This is a genomic window from Variovorax sp. PBL-E5, from assembly GCF_901827185.1.
GTDB lineage: Bacteria > Pseudomonadota > Gammaproteobacteria > Burkholderiales > Burkholderiaceae_C > Variovorax.
In genome coordinates, this window is sequence record NZ_LR594671.1 from 5380412 (window position 1) to 5404351 (window position 23940).

The following is a 23940-nucleotide window of genomic DNA, read 5'->3' on the forward strand; positions in this document are numbered from 1 at the left end:
ATGAAACTTCATCCGGGCAGTACGCATGCCGCCCGGCAGCGGTTTCGCGGGAACGCGCCGCGTCCTCAGCCGACCCGGCAGATCTTCAGCATGTTGGTGCCGCCGGGCGCACCCATCGGCTCGCCGCAGGTGATCGCATAGACGTCGCCGGTCTGCACGATGCCGCGCTTCTTCAGATGGGCTTCCGCCCGTTCGAGGGCGGTGTCGCGGTCGCTTTCCGAATCCATCAGCAGCGGCCGCACGTTGCGGTAGAGCGCCAGCTTGCGCTGGGTCGCCAGCCGCGAGGTCAGCGCGTACATCGGGATGTGCGCGCGGTGGCGGCTCATCCAGAGCAAGGTCGAGCCTGACTCGGTCAGCGCCACGATCGCCTTGGCGCCCAGGTGATGGGCGGTGAAGAGCGCACCCATCGCGATCGACTGGTCGATGCGGGCATAGGTCTGGCCGCTGAAGTCGGCATCGAGGTGCGGATCTTCCGCGGCCTCGGCGGCCTCGCAGATGCGGCTCATCTCCTGCACGGTCTCGAGCGGATAGCGGCCGGATGCGGTCTCGGCCGAGAGCATCACCGCGTCGGTGCCGTCGAGCACGGCGTTGGCCACGTCGCTGACCTCGGCGCGCGTGGGCACCGGGTTGGTGATCATCGATTCCATCATCTGCGTGGCGGTGATGACGACCTTGTCCATGTCGCGCGCCATGCGGATCATCTTCTTCTGCAGTGCGGGCACCGCGGCATTGCCGACCTCGACCGCGAGGTCGCCACGCGCGACCATGATGCCGTCGCTGGCACGCAGGATCTCTTCCAGCTTGGGGATCGCCTCGGCGCGTTCGATCTTGGCGATCATCCCGGGCTTGTGGCCGAACTCCGCGGCGGCCACGTTGCACAGCTGGCGCGCCATTTCCATGTCGGTCGCGTTCTTCGGGAAGCTCACGGCAACGTAGTCGGCCTGGAAGCTCATCGCGGTCTTGATGTCTTCCATGTCCTTGGCCGTCAGGGCCGGCGCGGTGAGGCCACCGCCCTGCTTGTTGATGCCCTTGTTGTTCGAGAGCTCGCCGCCCAGGCGCACCGTGGTGTGCACCGCGTCGCCCTTGACGGCATCGACCGTGAGCACGATGAGCCCGTCGTTCAGCAACAGGCTGTCACCGGGCTTCACGTCGCGCGGCAGATCCTTGTAGTCGAGCCCCACCGCACCGACGTCGCCCAGCTCGGTGCGCGAGGCATCGAGCACGAACTTGGCGCCCGGCTCGAGCCAGATCTTGCCTTCGGCGAACTTGCCGACACGGATCTTCGGCCCTTGCAGGTCGGCCATGATCGCGACCTCGCGGCCGGCGCGGCGCGCGGCCTCGCGCACCATCGCGGCGCGGTTGATGTGGTCCTGCGCGGTGCCGTGGCTGAAGTTGAGCCGCACCACGCTGACCTTGTAATGGATCATCTGCTCCAGCAATTCGGGCGTGCTGGACGCCGGGCCGAGCGTGGCGACGATCTTGGTGGCATGACGGGGAAGGCGAGGCGTGCTCATTCGGGTCTCCGGTTGTATTCGCTACTGTATACACTTTGGCCGCCAGCGGCTAGTACGCAATTCCAGCGCCCTGGCCTGCCCCTTTCCAGAAACACCGCGGATCCGGCTTGGCCGGTCCGCCGGTGTTGCCCCCGGGCAGGGGGTTGGCGTAGCGACACGAAGTGCGCGAAGCCTGGGGGCGAGCCCTATCCAGCTCTTTTTTCCAGGATCTCGAAGGCGGGGAGCGTTTTGCCCTCCAGCACTTCGAGAAAAGCGCCGCCGCCGGTCGAGATGTAGCCGACCTTGTCCTCGATGCCGTACTTGGCGATCGCGGCCAGCGTGTCGCCGCCGCCGGCGATCGAGAAGGCCGCGCTGTCGGCGATGGCCTGCGCGATGGTGCGCGTGCCGTTGGCGAAGGCATCGAACTCGAACACGCCCACCGGGCCGTTCCAGACGATGGTGCCGGCCTCGCGCAGCTGCGCGGCCAGCAGCTCGGCGGTCTTCGGGCCGATGTCGAGGATCAGGTCGTCGTCGGCCACGTCGTTCGCGTCCTTCACCGTCGCCGGCGCATCGGCCGCGAAGGTCTTGGCCGTGACCACGTCGACCGGGATCGGCACGGCCGCGCCGCGCGCGCGCATCGCTTCGATCACGGCCTCGGCCTGGTCCTGCAGATCGGGCTCGGCGAGGGACTTGCCGATCTTCAGGCCGGCCGCCAGCATGAAGGTGTTGGCGATGCCGCCGCCAACGATCAGCTGATCGACCTTGTCGGCCAGGCTCTCGAGGATGGTGAGCTTGGTGCTGACCTTGGAACCGGCGACGATCGCGACCAGCGGGCGCTTCGGCTGCGCCAGCGCCTGGGTGATGGCATCGATCTCGGCCGCCAGCAGCGGCCCGGCACAGGCCACGGGGGCGAACTGCGCGATGCCGTAGGTGGTGGCCTCGGCGCGGTGCGCGGTGCCGAAGGCGTCGTTGACGTAGATGTCGGTGAGCGCGGCGAGCTTGCGCGCCAGCGCCTCGTCGTTCTTCTTCTCGCCCTTGTTGAGGCGGCAGTTCTCGAGCAGCACGACCTGGCCCGGCTTGACGTCGACGCCGTCGACCCAGTTCGACACCAGCGGCACCTCGCGGCCCAGCAGTTCGGCCAGGCGCTCGGCGACCGGTGCGAGCGAATCCTCCGGCTTGAACTGGCCTTCGGTCGGCCGGCCGAGGTGCGAGGTGACCATGACCGCGGCGCCGGCTTCGAGCGCCAGCCGGATGCAGGGCACCGAGGCGCGGATGCGCGTGTCCTCGGTGATGCGGCCCGCGTCGTCCTGCGGCACGTTGAGATCGGCCCGGATGAACACGCGGCGGCCGGCGGCTTTGCCCTCTTTGCAGAGGTCGGTGAATCGAAGAACGTTCATGGGTGGAAACGGAAGTGAAAGCGGATGAAGGGGACTTCGAGAGCCAGCGGTCATTGTAGGTTTCGCATCTCGCCGCAGCGGCCCTGCCTCCGCGTGAGGGCACGCGGGCCCTACCAGCCCAGCCCCAGATGCAGCGGCAGGTAGACCGCCATCCCGACCCCCATCGTGCCGAGCACGCCGCGGCGCCAGATGTAGTAGAGCGCGCCGGCCGCGGTGCCGTAGAGCCGCGCGTCCTGCCAGGTGGCGACCAGATGGCCCTGCGTCATGACGATCTCGGGCGCGATCACCGCGGCGAGCGCGGCCGCCGGCGCGTAGTGCAGCGCGCGGTGCGCCCACTCGGGCAGGCCCCAGGGGCGATCGAAGATGAAGAAGAAGCAGCGCGTGAGCACCGTGACGCCGGCCATGCCGAGGATCACGGCCAGTGTCCACAGATCGGTTCCGCCCATGCCACCGCTCATGCATCGTCCTCCGCCACCGGATCGAGCCCGAACTGCTTCTCCAGCCAGAAGCACAGCAGCACCGCGACGCCGATGCCGGCGACGATGTTCAGCTTGAGCGGCAGGGCGAAGGCCGCGACGGCCGTCGCGCTGGCGATCAGCGCGGCCAGCACGCGCAGGCGCGTGGTCGCCATGGAACAGACGATGGCGACCAGGCTGAGCACGCCGGCGAAGCCCAGGCCCCAGGATGGCGGGATCAGGTTGGCCAGCGCGATGCCGAGCAGGCTCAGTCCCATCCACGCGCACCAGGTGACGCAGTAGTTGCCGGTCAGGTAGGCCTCCTGCGCCCGCTGCCCGGGCTCGGTCGCCGCCGGCGCCGGGTAGCGCCGGGTGAACATCGCATAGCTCATATCGGCGGTGAGATAGCCGTGGGTCATGCGGCGCCAGCGCGGCATGTGCATGAGATAGGGCCGCAAGTGCAGGCTGAAGACGACGAAGCGCAGGTTGACGCAGAAGGCCGTGGCCAGGATGACCCAGATCGGCGCACCGGCAATGAGCAGCGGAATGGCCGCAAGCTGCGAGCTGCCGGCGTAGACCAGAAGCGTCATCGCCACGGACTCGAACACGCTCATGCCCGACTTGACCATGGCCACGCCGGTCATCAGACCCCACGCGCCGATGCCGAGCGCGACCGGCGACATGTCGCGCAGGCCGCCGCGGAACTCGGGCAGGCGCCGGATGGACGGGGAGAGGAACATCAGCCGAACACCTGCCCCGGCTTCAGATCGAAGCCGCGCAGGAAATCGGCCACCGGCAGGCGCTTGCCGCCGGCACGCTGCAGCTCGGTGACGACGACCGTCGAATCCGCCGCGGCGATCTCGACGCCGGCCGGGCCGACGGCGAGGATGGTGCCGGGCTTGTCGCCGACCTCACCGGGGCGTGCGTGCGCGGCCCAGAGCTTGAGCGTCTCGCCGTCGAGCAGGCTGCTGGCGCCGGGGAAGGGATCGAAGGCGCGGACGCGGCGCACGATCGCGTCGGCGTGCTGCGACCAGTCGACCTGCGCCTCGTGCTTCTCGACCTTGTGCGCATAGCTCACGCCATCGGCCGGCTGCGGCTCGGCGTGCAGCGTGCCGGCCTGCGCCTGATGGAGCGCCTGCACGATCAGCCGTCCGCCGAGTGTCGCGAGCCGGTCGTGCAGGCGCGCGGTGCTGTCGTCGCCGATCGCCAGCGCTTCGCGCAGCAGCATGGCGCCGGTGTCGAGGCCGGCGTCCATCTGCATGATGGTGACGCCGGTCTCGGCATCGCCGGCTTCGATCGCGCGATGGATCGGCGCCGCGCCGCGCCAGCGCGGCAGCAGGCTCGCGTGGATGTTGAGGCAGCCCAGGCGCGGCGCATCCAGCACCCATTGCGGCAGGATCAGGCCATAGGCGGCGACGACCATGAGGTCGGGCTTCGCTTCGTCGAGGACCGCGCGTGCAGCGGCCGCGTCGTCGGGGTACTTGCCGTCCAGCCGCAGGCTGCGCGGCTGCGCGACGGGCCAGCCGCACTCCACGGCAAACTGCTTGACCGGCGAAGCCTGCAGCTTCATGCCGCGGCCCGCGGGCCGGTCGGGCTGGGTCAGCACCTGCACGAGCTCGAAACCGGCGGCGGCAATGGCCTGCAGCGCGACGCGGGCGAACTCGGGCGTACCCGCGAATGCGATCTTCATGCGGCCTTTGCGCTCACAGGGACAGATGATTGCGCCGCATGTCGTCGCCGGTGTGGTAGCGCTGGACCACGCCCGCCGGATCGATGTAGATATAGAGGAAGCGGGGGTTGTTCAGCGACAGGAAATGCCACGTCCACACGACACCGTCGAAGGAACTCACCCGCGTGATCTCCAGCGGACGGCCATAGGTGCGCAGCACGTCGGCCTCGCGCCAGACGCCGGGCTTGATCGTGCGGTCGAAAAGGCCTTCGGACAGCTCCTGACGTATGGACACCACATGCCCGCTGGCGTCGAGGTCGACGTTGTTCACTTCGAAGCCGGCCGGCGCGCGGGAATATTGCAGGCGCTCGCCACCGTTGGGCAAGGGATAGGTCGAGGTCGGCGACCCGAGTCGCTGCAGGGCCTCGGCGCGCGACGTGCCGAGCGGCAGTCTGGCCGGCTCGCTCACGCAGGCGGCCAGCGCCAATGCGGCGGCCAGCGCCAGGATGAAACGCCGGCCTCTCATGGTCAGCGTTCCTGCTCGAGCCGCTGGTCCTCGCGCTGCTGCTTGAGCAGCTTGCTCTTGATGCGGTTGCGCTTGAGGGGCGAGAGGTATTCGACGAAGACCTTGCCGAGCAGGTGATCGAGTTCGTGCTGGATGCAGACCGCGAGCAGGCCGTCGGCCTCGATCGTCTGCGGCTCGCCCTCGGCATCGAGCGCGGTCACGCGCACGGCGGTGGGGCGCTCGACGCCGTCGTAGATGCCGGGCACCGAGAGGCAGCCTTCCTCGTTCAAGACCTTCTCGTCGCTGGCCCAGACGATTTCGGGATTGATCAGCACCAGCGGCTGGTTGCGCTCCTCGGAAATGTCGATCACCACCAGGCGCTCGTGCACGTCGATCTGCGTGGCCGCCAGCCCGATGCCATTGGCGTCGTACATCGTCTCGAGCAGATCGACGACCAATGCCTTGATGCGCGCATCGACGCCCTGCACGGGCCTGGCGACCGTGTGCAGCCGTTTGTCGGGGAAACTCAGGATGGTTCTCTTGGCCATGAAAACGAGGAAAAGTTGTCGCTATTTTCGCCATTTCCGCGACTGCCCGAGGGACCGCACCTTGATAAACGTTGCCCAATCAAGGGCTTCAGCGCAAAATTCGTTGCAAATTGTGAGGATTCGTATGCCCTCCGCGGCGCAGTGCGTGCACACCATCAAACCATGAAAAAACTCCGAATCGACGAAGGCCTGCGTCCGACCCTCCTTGCTGCGCTGGCGATGGTTGCCATGGTGGGCACGGCCACGACGGCCGCGGCGCAGAACTATCCCATCACACCGCAGCAGCGGGCCACCGCGCAGCAAACGGCGCAAGCCGGCATCCCGGTCGGCGAACTGACACCGAATGCGCCGGACGAATACACCGTCAAGCCCCGCGACACGCTCTGGGCCATCTCCCGCCTCTATCTGCGCAGCCCGTGGCGCTGGCCCGAGCTGTGGGGCATGAACATCAGCGACATCTCGAATCCGCACCGCATCTACCCGGGCCAGGTCCTCTACCTCGACAAGACCGGCGGCCGGGCCCGGCTGAGCACGCGCCGGGGCGGCACCGGCGCGCCCGAAGGCACCATCAAGCTGAGCCCGCGCACCCGCTACGAGTCGCTCGCCGACATGGCGCTGCCGACGCTCAACCCGAGCCTGATCGAGCCCTTCCTCACCGAACCGATCGTGGTCGACGAGCAGACCCTGCTCACCGCGCCGCGCATCGTGGCCGGCAACGACAGCCGCGTGCTGCTGGCGCGCGGCGACCGTGCCTATGCGCGCGGCGACAAGAATTCCCCGCTGGTCGAGGCGCCCGGCCCGATCAAGACCTTCCGCGTGTTCCGCGATGCGACGCCCTTGAAGGATCCGGGCACGGGAGAGATCCTCGGCTATGAAGCACAGTATGTCGGCAAGGCGACGCTGCAGCGCGGCGAGTCGACTGCGGAGGACGAAGTGGACGGCAAGCAGGTCGTCAACGTCGTGCCCGCCACCATCGACATCGTGGCCGCGCGCGAGGAAATCCGCGCCGGCGACCGCCTGCTGCCCGAGCCGCCGCGCCAGCTGCTGAGCTACGCGCCGCACGCGCCGGCGGATCCCGTGGTCGATGGCCGCATCGTGTCGGTGTACGGCAGCGCGGTCGAATTCGCGGCACAGAATCAGGTCGTCGCCATCAACAAGGGCACGCGCGACGGCATCGAGAACGGCGACGTGCTTGCCATTCTCAAGAACGGCGAAACCATCGTCGACAAGACCGGCGGCGGCAAGGACACCCTGAAGCTGCCCAACGAACGCATCGGACTGCTGATGGTGTTCCGGCCGTTCGAGAAGGTCTCGTACGCGCTGGTGCTCGAGATCAGCGATGCGCCGCGCCCCGGCGATCGGCTGGTCAATCCCTGAGGCCCCAGGCCTTCACGTGGAGCGCGAAGAACTCGCGGACTGGCTGCGGCTCGCGCTGACGCCAGGGATCGGGAACACGGCCGCGCGCAAGCTGCTCGCGGCCTTCGGCCTTCCGTCGGGTGTCTTCGCGCAAGCGCGCGCAGCGCTGGAACAGGTCGTGACGGTGGCACAGGCCGATGCGCTGGCGCACGCGCCGGCGACGCTGTCCGCGCTGGTCGATCAGACCTCGGCATGGCTGCAAGGTGTGGAAGCGCATGGCGCCACGCGGCGCATCGTGACGCTGGGCGATGCGGGCTATCCGGCCTCGCTGCTCGAAACCGCCGACCCGCCCCTGATGCTCTATCTGCTCGGGGCGCCCGCTTTCGATCTCACGCAACTGGAACGCAGCATCGCGATCGTCGGCAGCCGCAATCCGACGCCGCAGGGTGCGGCGAACGCACGCGCCTTCGCACGGGCCTTCGGCGAGGCAGGCATCGCGGTCGTCTCGGGGCTTGCGCTCGGCATCGACGGCGCGGCGCACGAGGGCGCACTCGACGCGGCCGCCGGCGCGCCGGACCGGCTGGCGACCGTGGCCGTGGTCGGCACCGGTCTCGACCGCGTCTACCCCGCAAGACACCGCGCGCTGGCGCATCGCATTGCCGCACAAGGCCTGCTCGTGAGCGAATATCCGCTCGGCACGCCGCCGCTCAGCCAGAATTTTCCCAAGCGCAACCGCCTCATTGCCGGACTCTCGCGTGGCACCCTGGTGGTGGAAGCCGCGCTGAAATCGGGTTCGCTGATCACCGCGCAGCTCGCGAGCGAGCAGGGCAAGGACGTGTTCGCCATCCCCGGCTCCATCCATGCGCCGCAATCGCGCGGCTGCCATGCGCTGATACGCCAGGGCGCCAAGCTGGTCGAATCGGTGCATGACGTTCTCGAGGAGCTTCGCCTGGAGAAGCTCGCCATGAACACTTCCACCGCCGCGGACCCCGGGACCGCGCAGCCCGAAGAACACGGACTGCTGTCTGAACTCGGCTTCGATCCGGTCAGCCTCGATGCGCTGTGTGCCCGCACCGGCTGGAGCGCTGCCGCCTTGCAGGCTCAACTGCTCGAACTGGAGCTCGCCGGCCGCGTGGCCCGCCTTCCGGGCGGCCTGTTCCAGCGGATCGCACAAGGCTGAGCCGCAAGGCGTCGCCATGGTGCAACGCGGCGGGCGCCGTCGCGCGAGTGGGCTATATTGGTCGCATGTTCGAAGTGCTCGTGTTCGTCTACGAAAACTACTGGCGCGGCGACGCGTGCCCCCAACCCGAGCAACTGGGCCGCAAGCTCAGTGCACAAGGCTTCGATGCAGAAGAGATCCGCGATGCCTTGCGATGGCTCGACGGCCTGAGCCTCGCCACGCAAGGCGTTCAACTGGCACGCCATGCCGACGAGGCCACCGCCACGGTCACCTTGCATGGCATCGGCGACGCCGTCCTGCCGCAATCACCGGATTCGATGCGCGTCTATTCGATGGCCGAGCAGGACCATCTGGGCGCCGAATGCCTGGGCTTCATCCGCTTTCTCGAATCGTCCGGCGTGCTGCCGGCCGGCATGCGGGAGATCGTGATCGAGCGCGCGATGGCCACGCCGGGCGACCCGTTGGCGCTCGACGAACTCAAGATCATCCTGCTGATGGTGCACTGGAGCACCGGCATCGAGCCCGATGCGCTGGTGCTCGATGAACTCTGCGACGACACCACCGACCGCCTTCCGCACTAGTTGCTCGACCCCAGGCTTGCCCACTTCGTGGGGCCGCCTACCCCCTGCCGGGGGCAACACCGGCGGACCGGCGGAGCCGGATCCGCGGTGTTTCACGAAGGGGCCTGGCCGCGCCGGCCGGGGCTAGTTCAATAGCCGTTCTGGATTTGCGTCCAGCTTGGCCAAGGCCTCGCGCGTCGCCCGGACCGTCAGCGTTTCTTCCTCGGCCGGCACCAGCAGGCCCGCTTGCAGATAGGACGCCAATCGGCCGACCTGGATCAGGAAGCTGCGGCCGTCGCTGGAGGCGAACAGGTGCAGCTGCTTGCGCTCGCTGCGCCAGACGAACTGGACCTGGTTCACGCGGTCGTTGTGGTCGAGCATGAACCACGTTCCCACCTGGAGATCGTGCGCCCAGGCGAGCATGTCCTCGCCGACCTTGGTGCCGGTGTCGGGCACGACCTCGATCGAGGCCGCGTCGACACCCAGCAGCAGTTCGATGCTCGCGGCATCCAGCGGCAGGTCGGTAGCGCCTTCGTCGGTCACGAAATCCTCGAGGTTGGCCAGGCGCTTGGCCATCGCCTCGATCTGGGCCGGCGGGATCGACTCGGTCTTGGACAGGAAGGCATCGGACAGGGTGGCGCCGATGGTCTTGATGTGCGCCTCCTGCGGATCGCCCACGATGCCCAGCAAGCTCATGCCCTGGCGCAAGCGCTGCAGCAGCTTGGGCAGATCCTGGATCACGCGGGTGCGGTCGTTGCGATTGGGCTTGGCGCTGGCGGCCCACACCAGATCGGATGCGGCGCGCTTGAGCGTCACCGTCTGCTCGTCCTGCCCGCCGTAGCGCAGGGCCGCGATCGCCAGCACCTCGGCCCAGACCTTGAACAGGAATTCGCGGATCTCCTCGCGCACCGGCATGTCGTTGAGCATCTTGCGCAACTCGATGGTGTACTGGATCGCCATCGTTTCCTTCTGCTCGACCTGCTGCGCCACGCTCATGACCCGCTGGGTCGAGTCGCTCTGCGTCAGGTACTTGTTGAGGAAGACGACGAATTCGTCGAACACCAGCTTGAACACGCGCTGGCCGGTTTCCGGATACTGCTCGATGACCTGCACGACGCGGCGGATCTCGCCCTCGAGCGCGCTGCCCGAGATGGCCGCCGCATCGAAGCCCATCACGCAGGAGCCCATGCGGTCGATCAGCATGCGTGCGGGATGCTGCAGCGTGCCGAAGAATTCGGGCTCCGCGATCGCGACGCGCAGCACCGGCATCTGCAGGCGCGCGAACCACACGCGCGCCGAGAAGGGAATGCGTTCCTCGGCCAGGATGGCCTGGAACATCAGGGCCACGATCTCCACCGTGGCCTTGTCCGCGGTGGTCGGCGCCTTGCGCTTGAGTTCGCTGGTGCGCCGGCGCAGTTCGGCGGCAGTCTGATGCAGCGCCGTGGCCTCGTCGCCGACCACGTACCGCGAAGCCATCATCTGGTAGGCCGCCTCCGCATCGGCGATCGCCGCGGCGAAAGCGGGCGCACCCGCCGCCGCGCCCATGCCGGCGCCACCCACACCGCCACCCACACCGCCACCCGCACCACCGCCCATGGCGCCTTCGCCGAAGCCGCCCGCCCCCGGCACGCGCGGCTGGGTGATGTCGCCGCCGATGCGCGCCGTCACGAAGCGCTTGAGGTTGAGCAGCACGCCTTGCGCCCGCTGGCGCGCGATCACCAGCGGCGAGCCGCCGGTCGCGTCGGCACCGGTCACACCGGAGCCGCCCATGCCGGACGACCCGCGCCCCATGCCGACGCCGATCGCCGCCGGCGCGAAGCTGCCGGGCGGCGCATTGAAGCCGCCACGCCCACCCTGGTGAGGCGCCGCCGCGCCCATGCCCATCGATGCGCTGCCCGGGCCGCCTGCGAAGCTGCCGCCGAGCGGCATCGGACTCGACACGTTGCCGCCGGTGCGCTTGACGAAACTCTTGAGGTCGATCTCGGGCATCACGCCCTTCTAGATCAGGAACGCATTCGCGTCCTTGTAGGCGGCAACCACCACCTCGACCATGTGAAGCTGCACCGAATCCTGGACCTTGGTCCAGAGACCGCGGCTCAGGCCGGCCGCCAGCCACTGGTCGACCAGCACCTTGGCGAGCGCTTCCGGCTTGAGGATGTCCTTGGCGCCGAGCTCGGAAGTGTTTTCCAGGTGCTGGATGCGCAGGCGCAGGTCGTTGAGCTCGAAGCTGGCCTTGTCCTGGATCACCTGCGCCAATCGGGACGACAGGATACCGGTCTCCACCACTTCGTCGCCGATCAGCTCGAGGCGCGACAGCGAGTTGGTCGGCACATCGTCGACGGCGCTGTTGGCCAGCGCCTTGCGCCAGGCTGTTTGCGAGAGGGAAGCCCAGTTCGTCGCATGGGATTCGAACAACAGGAAGCCGTCGCGATTCTCCTGCATCTCCCGCGCATTGCCGGTCTGGCTCGCCAGCGCCGTCAGCCGTTCGCGGATGGCGCGTGCGACCGGTGCGATCACCCCTTCGGTGGCGGCGACGAAACGCTCACGGGTTTCGCGTGCGAGCTGCAGGGAAGAGGCGTGGGACCGCGTGGTCATGGAAGGTCAGGGCAATTTAAACGATTCGAGGAGCGTAAACCCGCATTGCCAAGCGTAACCGCACGCGCGCCTCGGCTCATGCTCGGCAACCCCAAGACCCCGCGCCGCGTCTCCCGGACGCAGCCACTTTCTTCACACCACCGCGCCGGCGTTCGGATCATCCGGGTCACCCTCGCGCTTGATCGGTGCCTTGATCAGGTCCTCGCGCTTGACGCCCAGCCACATCGCAAGCGCCGCAGCCACGAAGGCCGACGAGTAGATGCCGAACAGGATGCCGATGGTGAGCGCCAACGCAAAATAGTGCAGCGTCGGGCCGCCGAAGAAGAACATCGACAGGACCACCAGCTGCGTGGAGCCGTGCGTGATGATGGTGCGGCTGATGGTGGACGTGATCGCGTTGTCGATCACCTCGCGCGTGCTCAGCTTGCGGTAGCGCCGGAAGTTCTCGCGCACCCGGTCGAAGATGACGACGGATTCGTTGACCGAATAACCCAGCACCGCCAGCACCGCCGCCAGCACCGCCAGTGAGAACTCCCACTGGAAGAAGGCGAAGAAGCCCAGGATGATCACCACGTCGTGCAGGTTGGCCAGCACGGTGGCGAGCGCGAACTTCCATTCGAAGCGGAAGGCCAGGTAGATCATGATGCCCGCCACCACCATGCCGAGCGCCTTGAGCCCGTTGGTGGTGAGCTCCTCGCCGACCTGCGGGCCGACGAACTCGTTGCCGCGCAGCGTCGCCGACGGATCGACCGCCTTCAGCGCGTCGATCACCTGGGCGCTTTGCTGCGCCGAGGTCTGCCCCTTCTGCACCGGCAGGCGGATCTGCACGTCGCGCGAGGTGCCGAAGTTCTGCACCTGCACGTCCGCGTAGCCGAGCTTCGAGATGGTCTCGCGCACCTTGCCGGTGTCGGCGGACTGCTGGTAGGCGACCTCCATCACCGTGCCGCCGGTGAACTCGACCGAGAGGTGGAGCCCGCGATGGAGCAGGAAGAAGACCGCGAACGCGAAGGTAATGAAGGACACGGCGTTCAGCACCAGCGCGTGGCGCATGAACGGAATGGTCCGGTGGATGCGGAAGAACTCCATCTTGCTGTTCCCTTATTTCGCTTCGGCCACGGCCTTGGCGTCCGGCCGCCAGACGGTGCCGATCGACACCGTCTTGAGCTTCTTCTTGCTGCCGTACCAGAAATTGACCAGGCCGCGCGAGAAGAACACGGCGGAGAACATCGACGTGACGATGCCGATGCAGTGCACCACCGCAAAGCCGCGCACAGGGCCGGAGCCGAATGCCAGCAGCGCGATGCCCGCGATCAGCGTGGTCACGTTGGAGTCGAGGATGGTGCCCCAGGCGCGGTCGTAGCCCGCATGGATGGCCGCCTGCGGCGAGGCGCCGTTGCGCAGCTCCTCGCGCACGCGCTCGTTGATCAGCACATTGGAGTCGATGGCCACGCCGATCGCCAGCGCCATGGCCGCGATGCCGGGCAGCGTGAGCGTGGCCTGCAGCATCGACAGCACCGCCACCAGCAGCAGCAGGTTGACCGCCAGTGCGATCGACGAGAAGACGCCGAACAGCGCGTAGTAGAGGCACATGAACACCATGATCCCGGCGAAGCCGTACATCACGCTGTCGAAGCCCTTCTTGATGTTGTCGGCACCCAGGCTGGGGCCGATCGTGCGCTCCTGGATGATTTCCATCGGCGCCGCCAGCGAGCCGGCGCGCAGCAGCAGCGCGAGGTCGTTGGCCTCGACCACGGTCATCGCACCCGAGATCTGGAAGCGGTTGCCCAGCTCGCCGTTGATCGACGGCGCGGTCAGCACTTCGCCCTTGCCCTTCTCGAAGATCAGGATCGCCATGCGCTTGTGGTAGTTCTCGCGGCTCACGTCGCGCATGATGCGGCCGCCCTTGGCGTCCATCGTGAGATCGACCTTGGGCTGCTGCGTCTGCGAATCGAAGCCGGGCTGCGCGTCGGTGAGGTTCTCGCCGGTCACCAGCACCTGCTTCTTGACGATCACGGGACGGCCATTGCGCTCGAGGAATTTCTCCGAGCCGAAAGGCACCGGCCCGGTGCCCAGCTCGGCCGCGCGGCCCTCGGTGCTTTCGTCGACCATGCGCATCTCGAGCGTGGCCGTGCGCCCGAGGATGTCCTTGGCCTTGGCGGTGTCCTGCACGCCGGGCAGCTGCACCACGATGCGGTCCAGCCCCTGCTGCTGGATCACCGGCTCGGCCACGCCGAGCTCGTTGATGCGGTTGTGCAGCGTCGTGATGTTCTGCTTCAGCGCCGCGTCCTGCAGGCGACGCGCCGCCTCGGGCTTGATCGAGGCCGTGAGCTTCCAGTCGGTGCCGTCCTGGCTCTCGATCGTCGTGAGGTCGGGCAGCTGATCCTGGATCAGGCCCTTCGCCGCGTCGCGGCCGGCGGCGTCGCGGAAGCTCAGTTCGATGACCTGGCCGTTGCGGTTGACCGCGCTGCCGCGCACGCCCTTGTCACGCAGGCCGGTGCGGATATCACTCGCGAAGGATTCGGCCTTCTTGTCGATGGCGCCCTTCATGTCGACCTGCAGCAGGAAGTCCACGCCGCCGCGCAGATCGAGGCCGAGGTACATCGGGTAGGCATGCAGCGCCGTGAGCCAGGTCGGCGAGCGCGACACCAGGTTGAGCGCCACCACGTAGCCCGGGTCGCTCGCATCCGGCACCAGCGCGTGCTGCAGCACGTCGCGCGCCTTCAACTGATCGTCGGTGTTCGTGAAGCGCGCGCGCAGCGTGGTTGCATCGCGCGTCAGCAGGTCGGGCGCCAGGTCGGCCGTCTTCAATGCTTCCCGGACGCGATCCTCCATCGCGGCATCGACCTTGACGGTCGACTTGGCCGCCAGCACCTGCACAGCGGGCGCCTCGCCGAAGAAATTGGGCAGGGCATAGATCAGCCCCACGAGCAGCACGATCACGATGACCGTGTACTTCCACACCGGATAACGGTTCACTTGGCTCCCCCCCAGGCTTGCTCACTTCGTGTAGCCGCCACCCCCCTACCGGGGGCGCTGCCTGTGGCCCGGCAGAGCCGGTTCCACGGCAGCCCACGAACGCGGCGCGCCGCGCACGGCCGCTCGGATAAAAGATCACTGGTCATTGATTTCGGCCGGCGAAGCCAGGCCCGTTGGTGAAACACCGCGGAACCGGCTTCGCCGGGCCGCCGGTGTTGCCCCCCGCAGGGGGGTGCCCGAGCACACGAAGTGAACGAGGCTGGGGGGCATTACTTGATCGCGCCCTTGGGGAGGACTTGGACCACGGCGCTGCGCTGGACTTGCACTTCGACGCCCTTGGAGATCTCGATGGTGAGGTACTGCTCGCCCATCTGGGTGATCTTGCCGAGCAGGCCGCCGGAGGTCGCGACTTCGTCGCCCTTGGCCAGCGCCTCGATCATCGCGCGGGCTTCCTTCTGGCGCTTCATCTGCGGGCGGATCATCACGAAGTAGAGCACCACGAACATCAGCACCAGCGGCAGCATGCTGCCGAGGGAGGACAACATATCACCGCCCCCTGCAGCAGCGGGCGCGGTCTGGGCGAAAGCAGTAGAAATGAACAAGGGTGTCTCCAGCAAAGGGAAGAAATAAGAGCGCGGCGCCCCACAAGGGTTCCGCGGTTCGCGAACGCCTGACGCGGCCACGCAGCGCGGGACAGAGCCGCGCACAGCCAAGTATTGTATTGCTCCCCCCCAGCCTCGCTCACTTCGTGTGCTCGGGCACCCCTACCGGGGGCAACACCTGCGGCCCGGCGAAGCCGGTTTCGCGATGTTCCACGAACAGGCCTTGCTTTGCCGGCCGACGGAGGACCTAGGAGTCTGGGCGGCAGAAGCCTTTGAGAAGGCTTGCCGGTGAGGCCCGCGCAGGCTGAACTGCCTGAACCCCAGGAGGTTCTTGATCCAGCCATTCCCGCAACGTCTCGGCAAGCAGCATCATCCGTTGCGGCTCGCGGGGCAGGTGGCTTGCGGCCATGGCCTCGAGCGTGGCACTACTGCGCGATAGCACTGGCTTGGGTTCAACGGCCCGTCCACACGGGCTTCCTCTTTTGATTGAAGGAGGCCAAGCCTTCCTTTGCGTCTTCGGTCATCGCAAGCAATGCGATCTGACCCTCAGCGTAGGCAATGCCTTCCTCGAAAGACATTGACGACAAAGTGCGCATCGCATACTTGCCTCGGCGCAAGGCGGTCGGGGACTTGTCGACGAGCCGATCGACGAGCCCCTGCGTCTTGGCGTCGAGTTCGCCGGCTGCCACCACGTGATTGAGCAGGCCGGCGTGAAGCGCCTCGTTCGCCCCGAAGGGTTCGCCGGTGAGGCACCACTCTCGCACGATGCGACGCGGCACGATCGACTGCAGCAGGCTCAAGACCTGCATCGGAAAGAGGCCGATCTTCACTTCTGGCAGGCCGAAGTTCGCGTGGTCGGCCGCGATCGCCATGTCGGTCATGCAGGCCAGGCCGATGCCGCCCGCCATGCACGCGCCGTTGATGCGCGCGATGCTCGGCAGGGTCGAGGCCTGCACTTCGCGCAGCATGTCGGCGTAGTCGATGTTGGGCTGCGAGAGGTCGAAGGCGAAGCCCGCGCCGGGCTGCAGGTCGCCGCCAGCGCAGAACGACTTCTCCCCCGCCGCAGTCAGCACCACCACGCGCATGTCGCGGTCCGCATGCGCCTCGCGCCAGCCCGCGCGGATGCCGGCGATCACCTCCTTGTTGAGCGCATTACGCTTGTCGGGCCGGTTGATCGTGATCCACAGCGCGTGACCGCGCTTCTCAGTCAGCACAGCGCTCATAAGGCAAGCTCCTGCTTGACGGCGGATTCGATCTCGGCCACCACGCGGCTGGCGGCCACTTGGTCGCCGGTTTTGACGTGCAGCGCGGCGATCCGGCCCGCGAGCGGCGCGGCGTGGATGTGTTCCATCTTCATCGCCTCCAGCGTAACGACCGGCTGCCCGACCTCGACTGTGTCGCCGACGGCCGCCAGAACGGCGACGACGCGGCCGTTCATCGAGGCGCGCAGCTTGCCGTCGCCGCCCGCGTCGCTCTGCCGAGCCGATGCCGTGCGGGTCTTGTCCTCTATGCGCATCGGCACGCCGCGATAGTGCAGCAGCAGCAGGTTGCCGTCGCGATGCAAGGCCGCGCGCTCGAACAGCCCGTCGCAGATGAAATACGCGGTGTGGCCGACGATGCCGTCGAGTTCGATCACGACGTTCGAGCCCTGAAGGTCGACCTCGAAATGATTCTGCCCGGTCAGCACGATGCCGGCGATCCGCGGCTGCCCGTCCTGTTCGAAGCGCAGCGAGACCGGCAGGCTGTGCGTCATGCGCCGGCCCAGGGGCCGCGGCCGGTCGCCCAGCGTCTCGTAGAGCAGCACCGCGGCGATCGCAGCGGCCCGCCGCTGCAGCACGGCATCGGGTGCCAGCAACGCGTCCTGATGCTGGCCGACGAAGGCCGTGGTGGCGCCACCCGCCGCAAACACCTCGTGTCCGAGACAGCGCTGCAGGAATGCCTGGTTGGTGGTCACGCCCAGCGCCACCGCGTCCTCGAGGCCCGCCAGCAGCTTGCGGCGCGCAACGTCGCGGTCTTCGCCATGGCTGATCATCTTGGCGATCATGGAGTCATAGAAAGGCGGGATCCGGGCGCCCGCGCGCATGGCGTGCTCGACGCGCAGCTGCGGTGGCATGTGCCAGAGCGCCATCGTGCCGCTCTGCGGGATGAAGCCCCTGGCCGCGTCTTCGGCGCACAGGCGGACCTCGATCGCGTGACCGTTGAACTTCACGTCTTCCTGCCTCATCGGGAGGGGTTCACCGCTGGCGACACGCAGCTGCAGTGCGACGAGGTCGAGGCCGGTGATCGCTTCGGTCACCGGATGTTCGACCTGGAGCCGGGTGTTCATTTCCATGAAATAGAAGCTGCCTTCGCGATCGAGAAGGAATTCGAGCGTGCCGGCGCCTTCGTAGCGGATCGCCTTGACTGCCCGGACCGCCACCTCGCCCATGCGCGCCCGCAGTGCCTCGTCGACCGCCGGCGAGGGCGCTTCCTCGATCACTTTCTGATGTCGGCGCTGGACGGAGCAGTCGCGCTCGCCGAGATGAATCGCATGACCGTGGCGATCGGCGAACACCTGGATCTCGATGTGCCGCGGCTCGACGATGGCGCGTTCGAGGATCACCTCTGGATTGCCGAAGGCACTTTGCGCCTCCGAACGCGCACTGCGCAGCAATTCGGCGAACTCCTTGGCCGAGGACACGAGGCGCATCCCGCGACCGCCCCCGCCGGCCGTCGCCTTGATCATCAGCGGGAAGCCGATATGCGCCGCTTCCTTCGCGAGCCGATCCTCGCTCTGGTCTTCGCCCTGGTAGCCGGGGATGCACGGCACGCCGGCGGCCGTCATCAGCGCCTTCGCACCGGCCTTGTTCCCCATGGAAACGATCGCTTCCGGCGAGGGGCCGATGAAGACCAGTCCCGCATCCTTGCAGGTTTGCGCGAAGTCCTCGTTCTCCGCCAGGAAACCGTAGCCCGGATGCACCGCGTCGGCGCCGCTCAGCTTCGCCGCCTCGACGATCGCCGGAATGCGCAGGTACGACTGCGTTGGCAGTGGCTCGCCGATGCACACGGCCTGGTCGGCCTCGCGCACGTGCCGCGCGTCGGCATCGGCCGTCGAGTAGACCGCGACGGTACGGAAACCTAGCGCGCGCGCCGTGCGGATGATGCGCAGCGCGATCTCGCCGCGATTGGCGACGAGGATCTTGCGGAACGGGGTGGCGAATGACGATGTCATGGGATGAGTCCGGGTGGATGCGCTGCGAACGGCGGAGCTTTCAGGTCGATCAGGGCCGTGCGACCGAGAACTGCATCTTCCGGGGCTCCCGCGCCTCGGCGTCGCGGCAGATCGACAGCACCTTGACCAGGACTTCGCGCGTGTCGCGCGGGTCGATGACCGCATCGTCGAGCATGCGGGCGCTCGTGGTGAAGACGCTCATCTGGCTGTCGAAGTGATCGATGATGCGTTTCTGCATGGCATCGAGCCTGGCCTGGTCGACCTCCCCCTTTCGCTTCATTGCCGCCTCCGTCACGATGGCCATGGTCCGCGCCGCCTGCTCGCCGCCCATCACCGCCGTCTTGGCGTTGGGCCAGGAAAAGCAGAAGCGCGGATGAAAACCGCGGCCGCACATGCCGTAGTTGCCCGCCCCGAAGGACGCACCGCAGTAGATCGTGATCTGCGGCACCGTCGCATTGGTCACCGCCTGAATCATCTTGGAACCGTGCTTGACGATGCCCGCTTCCTCGTAGGCCTTCCCGACCATGAATCCGGTCGTGTTGTTGAGGTAGAGCAACGGCGTGTTCGACTGGCAGCAGGCCTGGATGAAGTGCGTGGCCTTGCTGGCGCCGGCCGGATCGATCGGGCCGTTGTTGGTGATCACGCCGACCGGCATGCCTTCGATCCTGATGTGTCCGACCACCGTCGCGCTGCCGTAGTTCTCGCCGAACTCGAGGAAATCGGAGTCGTCGGCGATGCGGGCGATGACCTGCTTCATGTCGACCGGGCGCTTGTGGTCCATCGGCATGATGCCGAGCAGCTCCTCGGCGTCGTGGCGCGGCGGCTTGAAGGCGCGCACCGGTGCTTTCGGTTCGCGGTCCCATTCGATGCTGGCGAGGATCTCCCGGGCGATGCGGATGGCATCGCGGTCGTCCTCGGCCAGATAGTCGCCGAGGCCCGAGATCGATGTGTGCATCAACGCCCCGCCCAGCTCCTCCTCGGTCGCGATCTCGCCCGTGGCAGCCTTGAGCAGCGGCGGGCCCGCGAGAAAGGCGCGCGAGCGTCCGCGCACCATCACGATGTAGTCCGAAAGCCCGGTCTGGTAGGCACCGCCGGCCGTCGACGATCCGTGCGTCACGGTCACAACCGGCAGGCCGGCCGCCGAGATGCGCGCGATGTTGCGGAACAGGTTGCCGCCGGTCACGAACTCTTCGACCTTGTAGGTCATCAGGTTGGCGCCCGCGCTCTCGACCAATTGCACGTAGGGCAGCTTGTTCTCCAGTGCCAGCTCCTGCATGCGCAGCTGCTTCGGAATGCCCATCGGCTGCAGTGCACCGGCATCGATACCGGAATCGGACGCATTGATCATCACGCGCACGCCCGACACCCAGCCGATGCCGCCGATGACGCCGCCGCCGGGCACGCTTTTTTCAAGATCGGGATCGTCCAGCCCAAGGCCGGCCAGCGAGCCGATTTCGAGGAAGGACGTACCGGGGTCGAGCAGCAGCGACAGCCGCTCGCGCGGCAGCAGCTGGCCTCTTTTCTCGAAGCGCTCGCGCGACCGGGCGGAGGCCTCGATGCTGCGCTGCGCATAGGCGCGCACGCGTTCGATCAGGGCCAGCATGCCGCTGCGGTTGGCGACGAAGGAATCGCTGTCGGGAGAAACTGTCGACTCGATGATGGCCATGCGCGGCAGCTTAGGCGGTGCGCGCCTTCAGGTCTTGTGCCGAGGCGCTGTGGACGCGCAGCTTGGGCAGCAGGGCATGCGGCGCATAGGACATCTTGGAGCGCCGGAAACCCGCGATGCCCATGTCCTGCTCGAAGTTCAGCCATTCGACCGGCCGGCCCGACTGCGCGCCGAAGCTGCGCGCGAAGTGCTGGAACATGTAGGGATAGATGCCGTCGTGGCTGTGCAGGCCCTTGGCGAAGCGGATGGCCTGCACGCCGGGCTGAAGCGCCTGCGCCAGCAGGAAGCCGATCGGCCGCCCCTCGGCCAGGAAGACCTGCCCCTGCAGGTCGAAACGGCCGGCGTGCGCGATGGCCTCGAGACAGGGCTGCTGGTCGGCCTCGCCTGCTGCCTTGGACTTCTGCGCCATCCAGCCTTGCAGCACTTCGCGCGCCGCATCGGCGGTTCGCTCGCCGAAAGCCATGCACGACGGGGAATGCGCCGAGAGAAACTGGCGCAGCAGATTGCGCTTCTTGGCCAGGACTCGACCTTCGTAGCGAGCGAAGGCCGAGGCTGCGTAGAGATAGTCGGCATCGTCGCGGGATGCCGAGATCCTGAATGCATCGCCGGGCAGCGCAGCCGCGCTCGATGGTGATGCCGGGTACAGGCAGCCGTGTGCCTGGACCAGCGCGTGCAGCACCGCGATCGGCGCCCGCCCCGGATCGAAGAGCGGGAAGAAATGCGTCGCGCCGTCATAGGCAAGGCCCGAGACACCGGGCCATTCGCCATCGATGAAGCGGTAGCGATGCACGTCGCGAAACAGATAGAGATTCGAAAAGCTCCAGTCCGAGAGACAGTGCTCGCCCGTGCCCTCGCGCAAGGCCGCGAGCGCCGCTTCGATGCGCGGCTGCAGCTCAAGCCGGATCGGCTGCCCGGTCAAGCCGCGAACGCCGGCTTGCGCGCGCCGGGCGGCGGCGCGTCGGCTGGCGGCCCCGCAAAACACTGCGCGATCGACAGCCATGCGTGCGCCGAGCCTGCGCTGTATTCGAGCGCAGTGTCGGCCAGGTTGCGGCGCTGGGTGACGAGCAGGCAGAAATCCTCGGCCGGACCCCGGACGAATTCACCCGACGCCGGATCGCCCCAGGTCCATGCACCGCCGCCCGGCGCGGCGAGCGAGACGAAGGGAATGGGCCCGGGCACCGGCAGGCCGCGATTGACGAAGCTCCAGCCGAAGGTGGTGAAGCCGATGTGCGCGATGTGCCGCAGCCGGTGCGTGGCCGGCCTGCGCCGGCGCACGACATCCCACACGTCCTGCCCGTGAGCCCAGGTCTCCATCAGCCTCGCGGTCGCGAAGGAGCGCGCGCTCATCGTCGGGCCGTACCACGGCAGCCGCGCCTTCGGGTCGAGTTCGGCGAGCAGGTCCACGAGCCTGCCGGACAACGGCTCCCAATGCGCGAGCAGCGCGGCACCATCGAGATGTCCGTACTTCTCGCGTGCGATGGCGCTGATTTCCTTGCCGGTCGCAAGCAACGAATCGAGCGTGGCCGTGTCGCGCGCGAACGCCTCGGCGTCGGTGGCGGAGAGCAGCGAAGTCTGGTCGAAGAAACACAGGTGCGCGATCTCGTCCCAGGGGGTCCAGCCGTAGAAATCGCTCTTCAGCCGCCACTGCGCCGGGCTCAGGCTGCGAACGAGATCGGCGAGTTCGCGGTATTCCGCGCGGAGATCGTCAGTGCCTTGCTTCATCGTGCTGGTTGTCTCGCTCGCCCATGGCAGCGCGCCGACGTGGCGCGCGAGTTCATTGTGCGCGAAGAAGCGGCGAAGCGCCCGGCCGTGCCGAGCCGCGGGCAGATCCGGCCAGCGAATGACGAGTCGGCGCAAGACCGGCGGGCACGACCTCGATAGAGTGGGCAGGCCGGGCAAGGAAAAAGGACGCGCAGGTGAAGAAGAGCGAGACAGAACGGGTCATCCGCATCGGCGGCGCATCAGGCTTCTGGGGCGACAGCATGGTGGCGGCGCCGCAGCTCGTGCAGGGGGGCAGGATCGACTATCTCGTCTTCGACTACCTGGCCGAGACAACGATGTCGATCCTGGCTTCGGCGCGCCAGCGCAAACCCGAGATGGGGTACGCGACCGACTTCGTCGACATCGCGATGAAGTCCGTGCTGGCGGAGATCAAGCGCCGGGGCATCAAGGTCGTGAGCAATGCCGGCGGCATCAACCCGCGTGGCTGCGCCGCGGCCTTGCAGTCGCTCGCCGCCACGCAGGGCATCGCGCTCAGGATCGCCGTCGTGGAAGGCGATGACGTCGCCGAGCGAATGCCCGGACTGCGCGCCCGAGGCGTGCACGACATGTTCACCGGCGAGCCGCTGCCGGCGCAGGTGCTGAGCGCCAATGCCTACCTCGGCGCGACCCCCATCGCCGCGGCACTCGCGGCCGGCGCCGAGGTCGTCATCACCGGGCGCTGCGTCGACTGCGCCGTCACGCTCGGCCCGCTGATGCACGAGTTCGGCTGGCGCGCCACCGACTTCGATCTGCTCGCCTCGGGCAGCCTCGCGGGTCACATCATCGAGTGCGGCTGCCAGGCCACGGGCGGGCTGCACACCGATTGGGAAGAGGTACCCGACTGGGCCCACATGGGCTACCCCGTCATCGAATGCCATGCCGACGGGAGCTTCGTCGTCACCAAACCCGAGGGCACGGGCGGCAAGGTGAGCGCCGCCAACGTCTGCGAACAGATGCTCTACGAGATCGGCGACCCGGGTGCCTACCTGCTGCCCGACGTGTGCTGCGATTTCAGGCATGTGACGATCGAGCAGATCGGCGAGAACCGCGTGCGGGTCGGTGCGGCCAAGGGACGGGCCTCGACGCCCTTCTACAAGGTGTCCGCGACGCAGCTCGACGGCTATCGCTGCGCCGGCAGCATGGTGCTGGTGGGGATCGATGCGGACAGAAAGGCGCGCCGCACGGCCGAAGCAATCATCGAGCGCACGAGCGACATCCTGCGGGCACAGGGCCTACCGCCCTTCACGTCGACCTACATCGAAACGATCGGTTCCGAGTCGCTGTACGGGCCGCACTCGCGCACGCGCAACGTGCGCGAAGTCATGATGCGCGTGGTCGCCAACCATCCCATCAAGGCGGCACTCGAGATCTTCGCGCGCGAGATCTCGCCCTCGGGCACCTCGTGGGCGCCAGGCACGACCTCGCCGGGCGGCGGGCGTCCGCCGGTGTCGCCGCTGATCAAGCCCTTCTCCTTCCTGCTCGACAAGGCCGAGTTGCCCATTGCGTTCGATCTGGACGGAAAGCGGCAGGCCGTTCCGGTCCTCTCAGGCGATGGCGACGGGCGCGCAACGGCGCTGCCCGAAGCTCCGGCCTGGATCGATCCGGACGAGCCTTTGCGCGAGTTGCGGCTGATCGACCTGGCTTATGCGCGAAGCGGCGACAAGGGCAATCTGTCGAACATCGGGATCGTCGCGCGCCGACCCGAGTGGCTGCCATTGCTCTGGTCGCGCCTCACGCCGGATCTCGTGCAAGGCTACTTCAGCCACCTGGTGCGCGGCAAGGTCGAGCGCTTCTACCTGCCCGGCACGCATTCGATGAATCTGCTGCTGCATGACGCGCTGGACGGCGGAGGCCCTTCGTCGATGCGGATGGATCCGCTGGGAAAGGGCATGGCGCAGATGCTGCTCGACATCCGTCTGCAGGTGCCGGATTCCATCGCAAAGCTCGCCGGCCGTTGACCGCGGAT

General features: G+C 67.5%; 21 protein-coding genes. 4 read left to right on the top strand and 17 right to left on the bottom strand.

The genetic code is table 11. The features are described 5' to 3' along the window. Positions 1-65: 65 nt before the first annotated feature. The 7 genes from pyk to def form a co-directional block, all read right to left on the bottom strand. A complete protein-coding gene (gene pyk, locus WDLP6_RS26220) occupies positions 66-1514 on the bottom strand; it encodes a pyruvate kinase (protein WP_162594724.1) in 1449 nt (482 codons plus the stop codon). A 185-nt stretch (positions 1515-1699) separates the two neighbouring features. Beyond that, entirely contained in the window at positions 1700-2890 is a 1191-nt protein-coding gene (locus WDLP6_RS26225) for a phosphoglycerate kinase (protein ID WP_162594725.1), read from the bottom strand. 110 nt (positions 2891-3000) lie between these two features. Next, positions 3001-3336, bottom strand: a complete 336-nt coding sequence (locus tag WDLP6_RS26230) for an AzlD domain-containing protein (protein ID WP_162594726.1) — start codon at positions 3334-3336, stop codon at positions 3001-3003. A gap of 8 nt (positions 3337-3344) precedes the next feature. Continuing rightward, complete coding sequence (locus tag WDLP6_RS26235) at positions 3345-4085, bottom strand: AzlC family ABC transporter permease (protein WP_162594727.1); 741 nt, start codon at positions 4083-4085, stop codon at positions 3345-3347. After that, positions 4085-5035 (bottom strand): methionyl-tRNA formyltransferase, encoded by a 951-nt coding sequence (fmt, locus tag WDLP6_RS26240; protein ID WP_162594728.1) that lies wholly within the window; start codon positions 5033-5035, stop codon positions 4085-4087. Before fmt ends, WDLP6_RS26235 begins: the two co-directional genes overlap by 1 nt. Positions 5036-5048: 13 nt before the next feature. Further along, positions 5049-5540: a hypothetical protein gene (locus WDLP6_RS26245; protein WP_232077331.1), complete on the bottom strand. Its 492-nt coding sequence runs from the start codon at positions 5538-5540 to the stop codon at positions 5049-5051. 2 nt (positions 5541-5542) lie between these two features. Further along, complete coding sequence (gene def / locus WDLP6_RS26250; protein WP_162594729.1) at positions 5543-6067, bottom strand: peptide deformylase; 525 nt, start codon at positions 6065-6067, stop codon at positions 5543-5545. A gap of 162 nt (positions 6068-6229) precedes the next feature. Between def and WDLP6_RS26255 the strand changes: the two genes are divergently transcribed. The 3 genes from WDLP6_RS26255 (at position 6230) to WDLP6_RS26265 (ending at position 9184) form a co-directional block, all read left to right on the top strand. Next, positions 6230-7444, top strand: coding sequence for a LysM peptidoglycan-binding domain-containing protein (locus tag WDLP6_RS26255; RefSeq protein WP_162594730.1), 1215 nt, complete (start codon positions 6230-6232; stop codon positions 7442-7444). Between the two features lie 16 nt (positions 7445-7460). Further along, complete coding sequence (dprA, locus tag WDLP6_RS26260; RefSeq protein ID WP_162594731.1) at positions 7461-8603, top strand: DNA-processing protein DprA; 1143 nt, start codon at positions 7461-7463, stop codon at positions 8601-8603. Between the two features lie 65 nt (positions 8604-8668). Continuing rightward, positions 8669-9184, top strand: a complete 516-nt coding sequence (locus WDLP6_RS26265; protein WP_162594732.1) for a DUF494 family protein — start codon at positions 8669-8671, stop codon at positions 9182-9184. A gap of 123 nt (positions 9185-9307) precedes the next feature. Here WDLP6_RS26265 and WDLP6_RS26270 read toward each other — a convergent pair whose 3' ends face one another. From WDLP6_RS26270 to WDLP6_RS26310, 10 genes are all read right to left on the bottom strand, one after another. Beyond that, the gene (locus WDLP6_RS26270) at positions 9308-11152 is read right to left on the bottom strand and encodes a DUF1631 family protein (protein ID WP_443083434.1); all 1845 of its coding nucleotides are present in this window, start codon (positions 11150-11152) and stop codon (positions 9308-9310) included. Between the two features lie 9 nt (positions 11153-11161). Then, entirely contained in the window at positions 11162-11758 is a 597-nt protein-coding gene (locus tag WDLP6_RS35550) for a DUF1631 family protein (RefSeq protein ID WP_443083435.1), read from the bottom strand. Between the two features lie 132 nt (positions 11759-11890). Beyond that, complete coding sequence (gene secF, locus WDLP6_RS26275; RefSeq protein ID WP_162594733.1) at positions 11891-12844, bottom strand: protein translocase subunit SecF; 954 nt, start codon at positions 12842-12844, stop codon at positions 11891-11893. Positions 12845-12856: 12 nt separating this feature from the next. Next, the gene (gene secD / locus WDLP6_RS26280; protein ID WP_162594734.1) at positions 12857-14734 is read right to left on the bottom strand and encodes a protein translocase subunit SecD; all 1878 of its coding nucleotides are present in this window, start codon (positions 14732-14734) and stop codon (positions 12857-12859) included. Between the two features lie 269 nt (positions 14735-15003). Next, positions 15004-15336, bottom strand: a complete 333-nt coding sequence (gene yajC, locus WDLP6_RS26285; RefSeq protein WP_162594735.1) for a preprotein translocase subunit YajC — start codon at positions 15334-15336, stop codon at positions 15004-15006. 452 nt (positions 15337-15788) lie between these two features. Continuing rightward, a complete protein-coding gene (locus tag WDLP6_RS26290) occupies positions 15789-16559 on the bottom strand; it encodes an enoyl-CoA hydratase/isomerase family protein (RefSeq protein WP_162594736.1) in 771 nt (256 codons plus the stop codon). Next, positions 16556-18547 (bottom strand): acetyl-CoA carboxylase biotin carboxylase subunit, encoded by a 1992-nt coding sequence (locus WDLP6_RS26295; protein ID WP_162594737.1) that lies wholly within the window; start codon positions 18545-18547, stop codon positions 16556-16558. The genes WDLP6_RS26290 and WDLP6_RS26295 overlap by 4 nt, the downstream gene beginning before the upstream one ends. A 49-nt stretch (positions 18548-18596) precedes the next feature. Next, positions 18597-20213, bottom strand: a complete 1617-nt coding sequence (locus tag WDLP6_RS26300; protein ID WP_162594738.1) for an acyl-CoA carboxylase subunit beta — start codon at positions 20211-20213, stop codon at positions 18597-18599. A 10-nt stretch (positions 20214-20223) separates the two neighbouring features. Continuing rightward, the gene (locus tag WDLP6_RS26305; protein ID WP_162594739.1) at positions 20224-21132 is read right to left on the bottom strand and encodes a phosphatidylglycerol lysyltransferase domain-containing protein; all 909 of its coding nucleotides are present in this window, start codon (positions 21130-21132) and stop codon (positions 20224-20226) included. Then, complete coding sequence (locus tag WDLP6_RS26310; protein ID WP_162594740.1) at positions 21129-21935, bottom strand: TIGR03084 family metal-binding protein; 807 nt, start codon at positions 21933-21935, stop codon at positions 21129-21131. The genes WDLP6_RS26305 and WDLP6_RS26310 overlap by 4 nt, the downstream gene beginning before the upstream one ends. A 194-nt stretch (positions 21936-22129) precedes the next feature. Here WDLP6_RS26310 and WDLP6_RS26315 point away from each other — a divergent pair, with 194 nt between their 5' ends. After that, entirely contained in the window at positions 22130-23932 is a 1803-nt protein-coding gene (locus tag WDLP6_RS26315; RefSeq protein WP_269475590.1) for an acyclic terpene utilization AtuA family protein, read from the top strand. Positions 23933-23940: the final 8 nt, after the last annotated feature.

Coding starts and splice junctions, on each gene's coding strand:
- pyk (WP_162594724.1), bottom strand. CDS start 1,514: ATGAGCACGCCTCGCCTTCCCCGTCATGCCACCAAGATCGTCGCCACG.
- WDLP6_RS26225 (WP_162594725.1), bottom strand. CDS start 2,890: ATGAACGTTCTTCGATTCACCGACCTCTGCAAAGAGGGCAAAGCCGCC.
- WDLP6_RS26230 (WP_162594726.1), bottom strand. CDS start 3,336: ATGGGCGGAACCGATCTGTGGACACTGGCCGTGATCCTCGGCATGGCC.
- WDLP6_RS26235 (WP_162594727.1), bottom strand. CDS start 4,085: ATGTTCCTCTCCCCGTCCATCCGGCGCCTGCCCGAGTTCCGCGGCGGC.
- fmt (WP_162594728.1), bottom strand. CDS start 5,035: ATGAAGATCGCATTCGCGGGTACGCCCGAGTTCGCCCGCGTCGCGCTG.
- WDLP6_RS26245 (WP_232077331.1), bottom strand. CDS start 5,540: ATGAGAGGCCGGCGTTTCATCCTGGCGCTGGCCGCCGCATTGGCGCTG.
- def (WP_162594729.1), bottom strand. CDS start 6,067: ATGGCCAAGAGAACCATCCTGAGTTTCCCCGACAAACGGCTGCACACG.
- WDLP6_RS26255 (WP_162594730.1), top strand. CDS start 6,230: ATGAAAAAACTCCGAATCGACGAAGGCCTGCGTCCGACCCTCCTTGCT.
- WDLP6_RS26265 (WP_162594732.1), top strand. CDS start 8,669: ATGTTCGAAGTGCTCGTGTTCGTCTACGAAAACTACTGGCGCGGCGAC.
- WDLP6_RS26270 (WP_443083434.1), bottom strand. CDS start 11,152: ATGCCCGAGATCGACCTCAAGAGTTTCGTCAAGCGCACCGGCGGCAAC.
- WDLP6_RS35550 (WP_443083435.1), bottom strand. CDS start 11,758: ATGACCACGCGGTCCCACGCCTCTTCCCTGCAGCTCGCACGCGAAACC.
- secF (WP_162594733.1), bottom strand. CDS start 12,844: ATGGAGTTCTTCCGCATCCACCGGACCATTCCGTTCATGCGCCACGCG.
- WDLP6_RS26290 (WP_162594736.1), bottom strand. CDS start 16,559: ATGAGCGCTGTGCTGACTGAGAAGCGCGGTCACGCGCTGTGGATCACG.
- WDLP6_RS26295 (WP_162594737.1), bottom strand. CDS start 18,547: ATGACATCGTCATTCGCCACCCCGTTCCGCAAGATCCTCGTCGCCAAT.
- WDLP6_RS26300 (WP_162594738.1), bottom strand. CDS start 20,213: ATGGCCATCATCGAGTCGACAGTTTCTCCCGACAGCGATTCCTTCGTC.
- WDLP6_RS26310 (WP_162594740.1), bottom strand. CDS start 21,935: ATGAAGCAAGGCACTGACGATCTCCGCGCGGAATACCGCGAACTCGCC.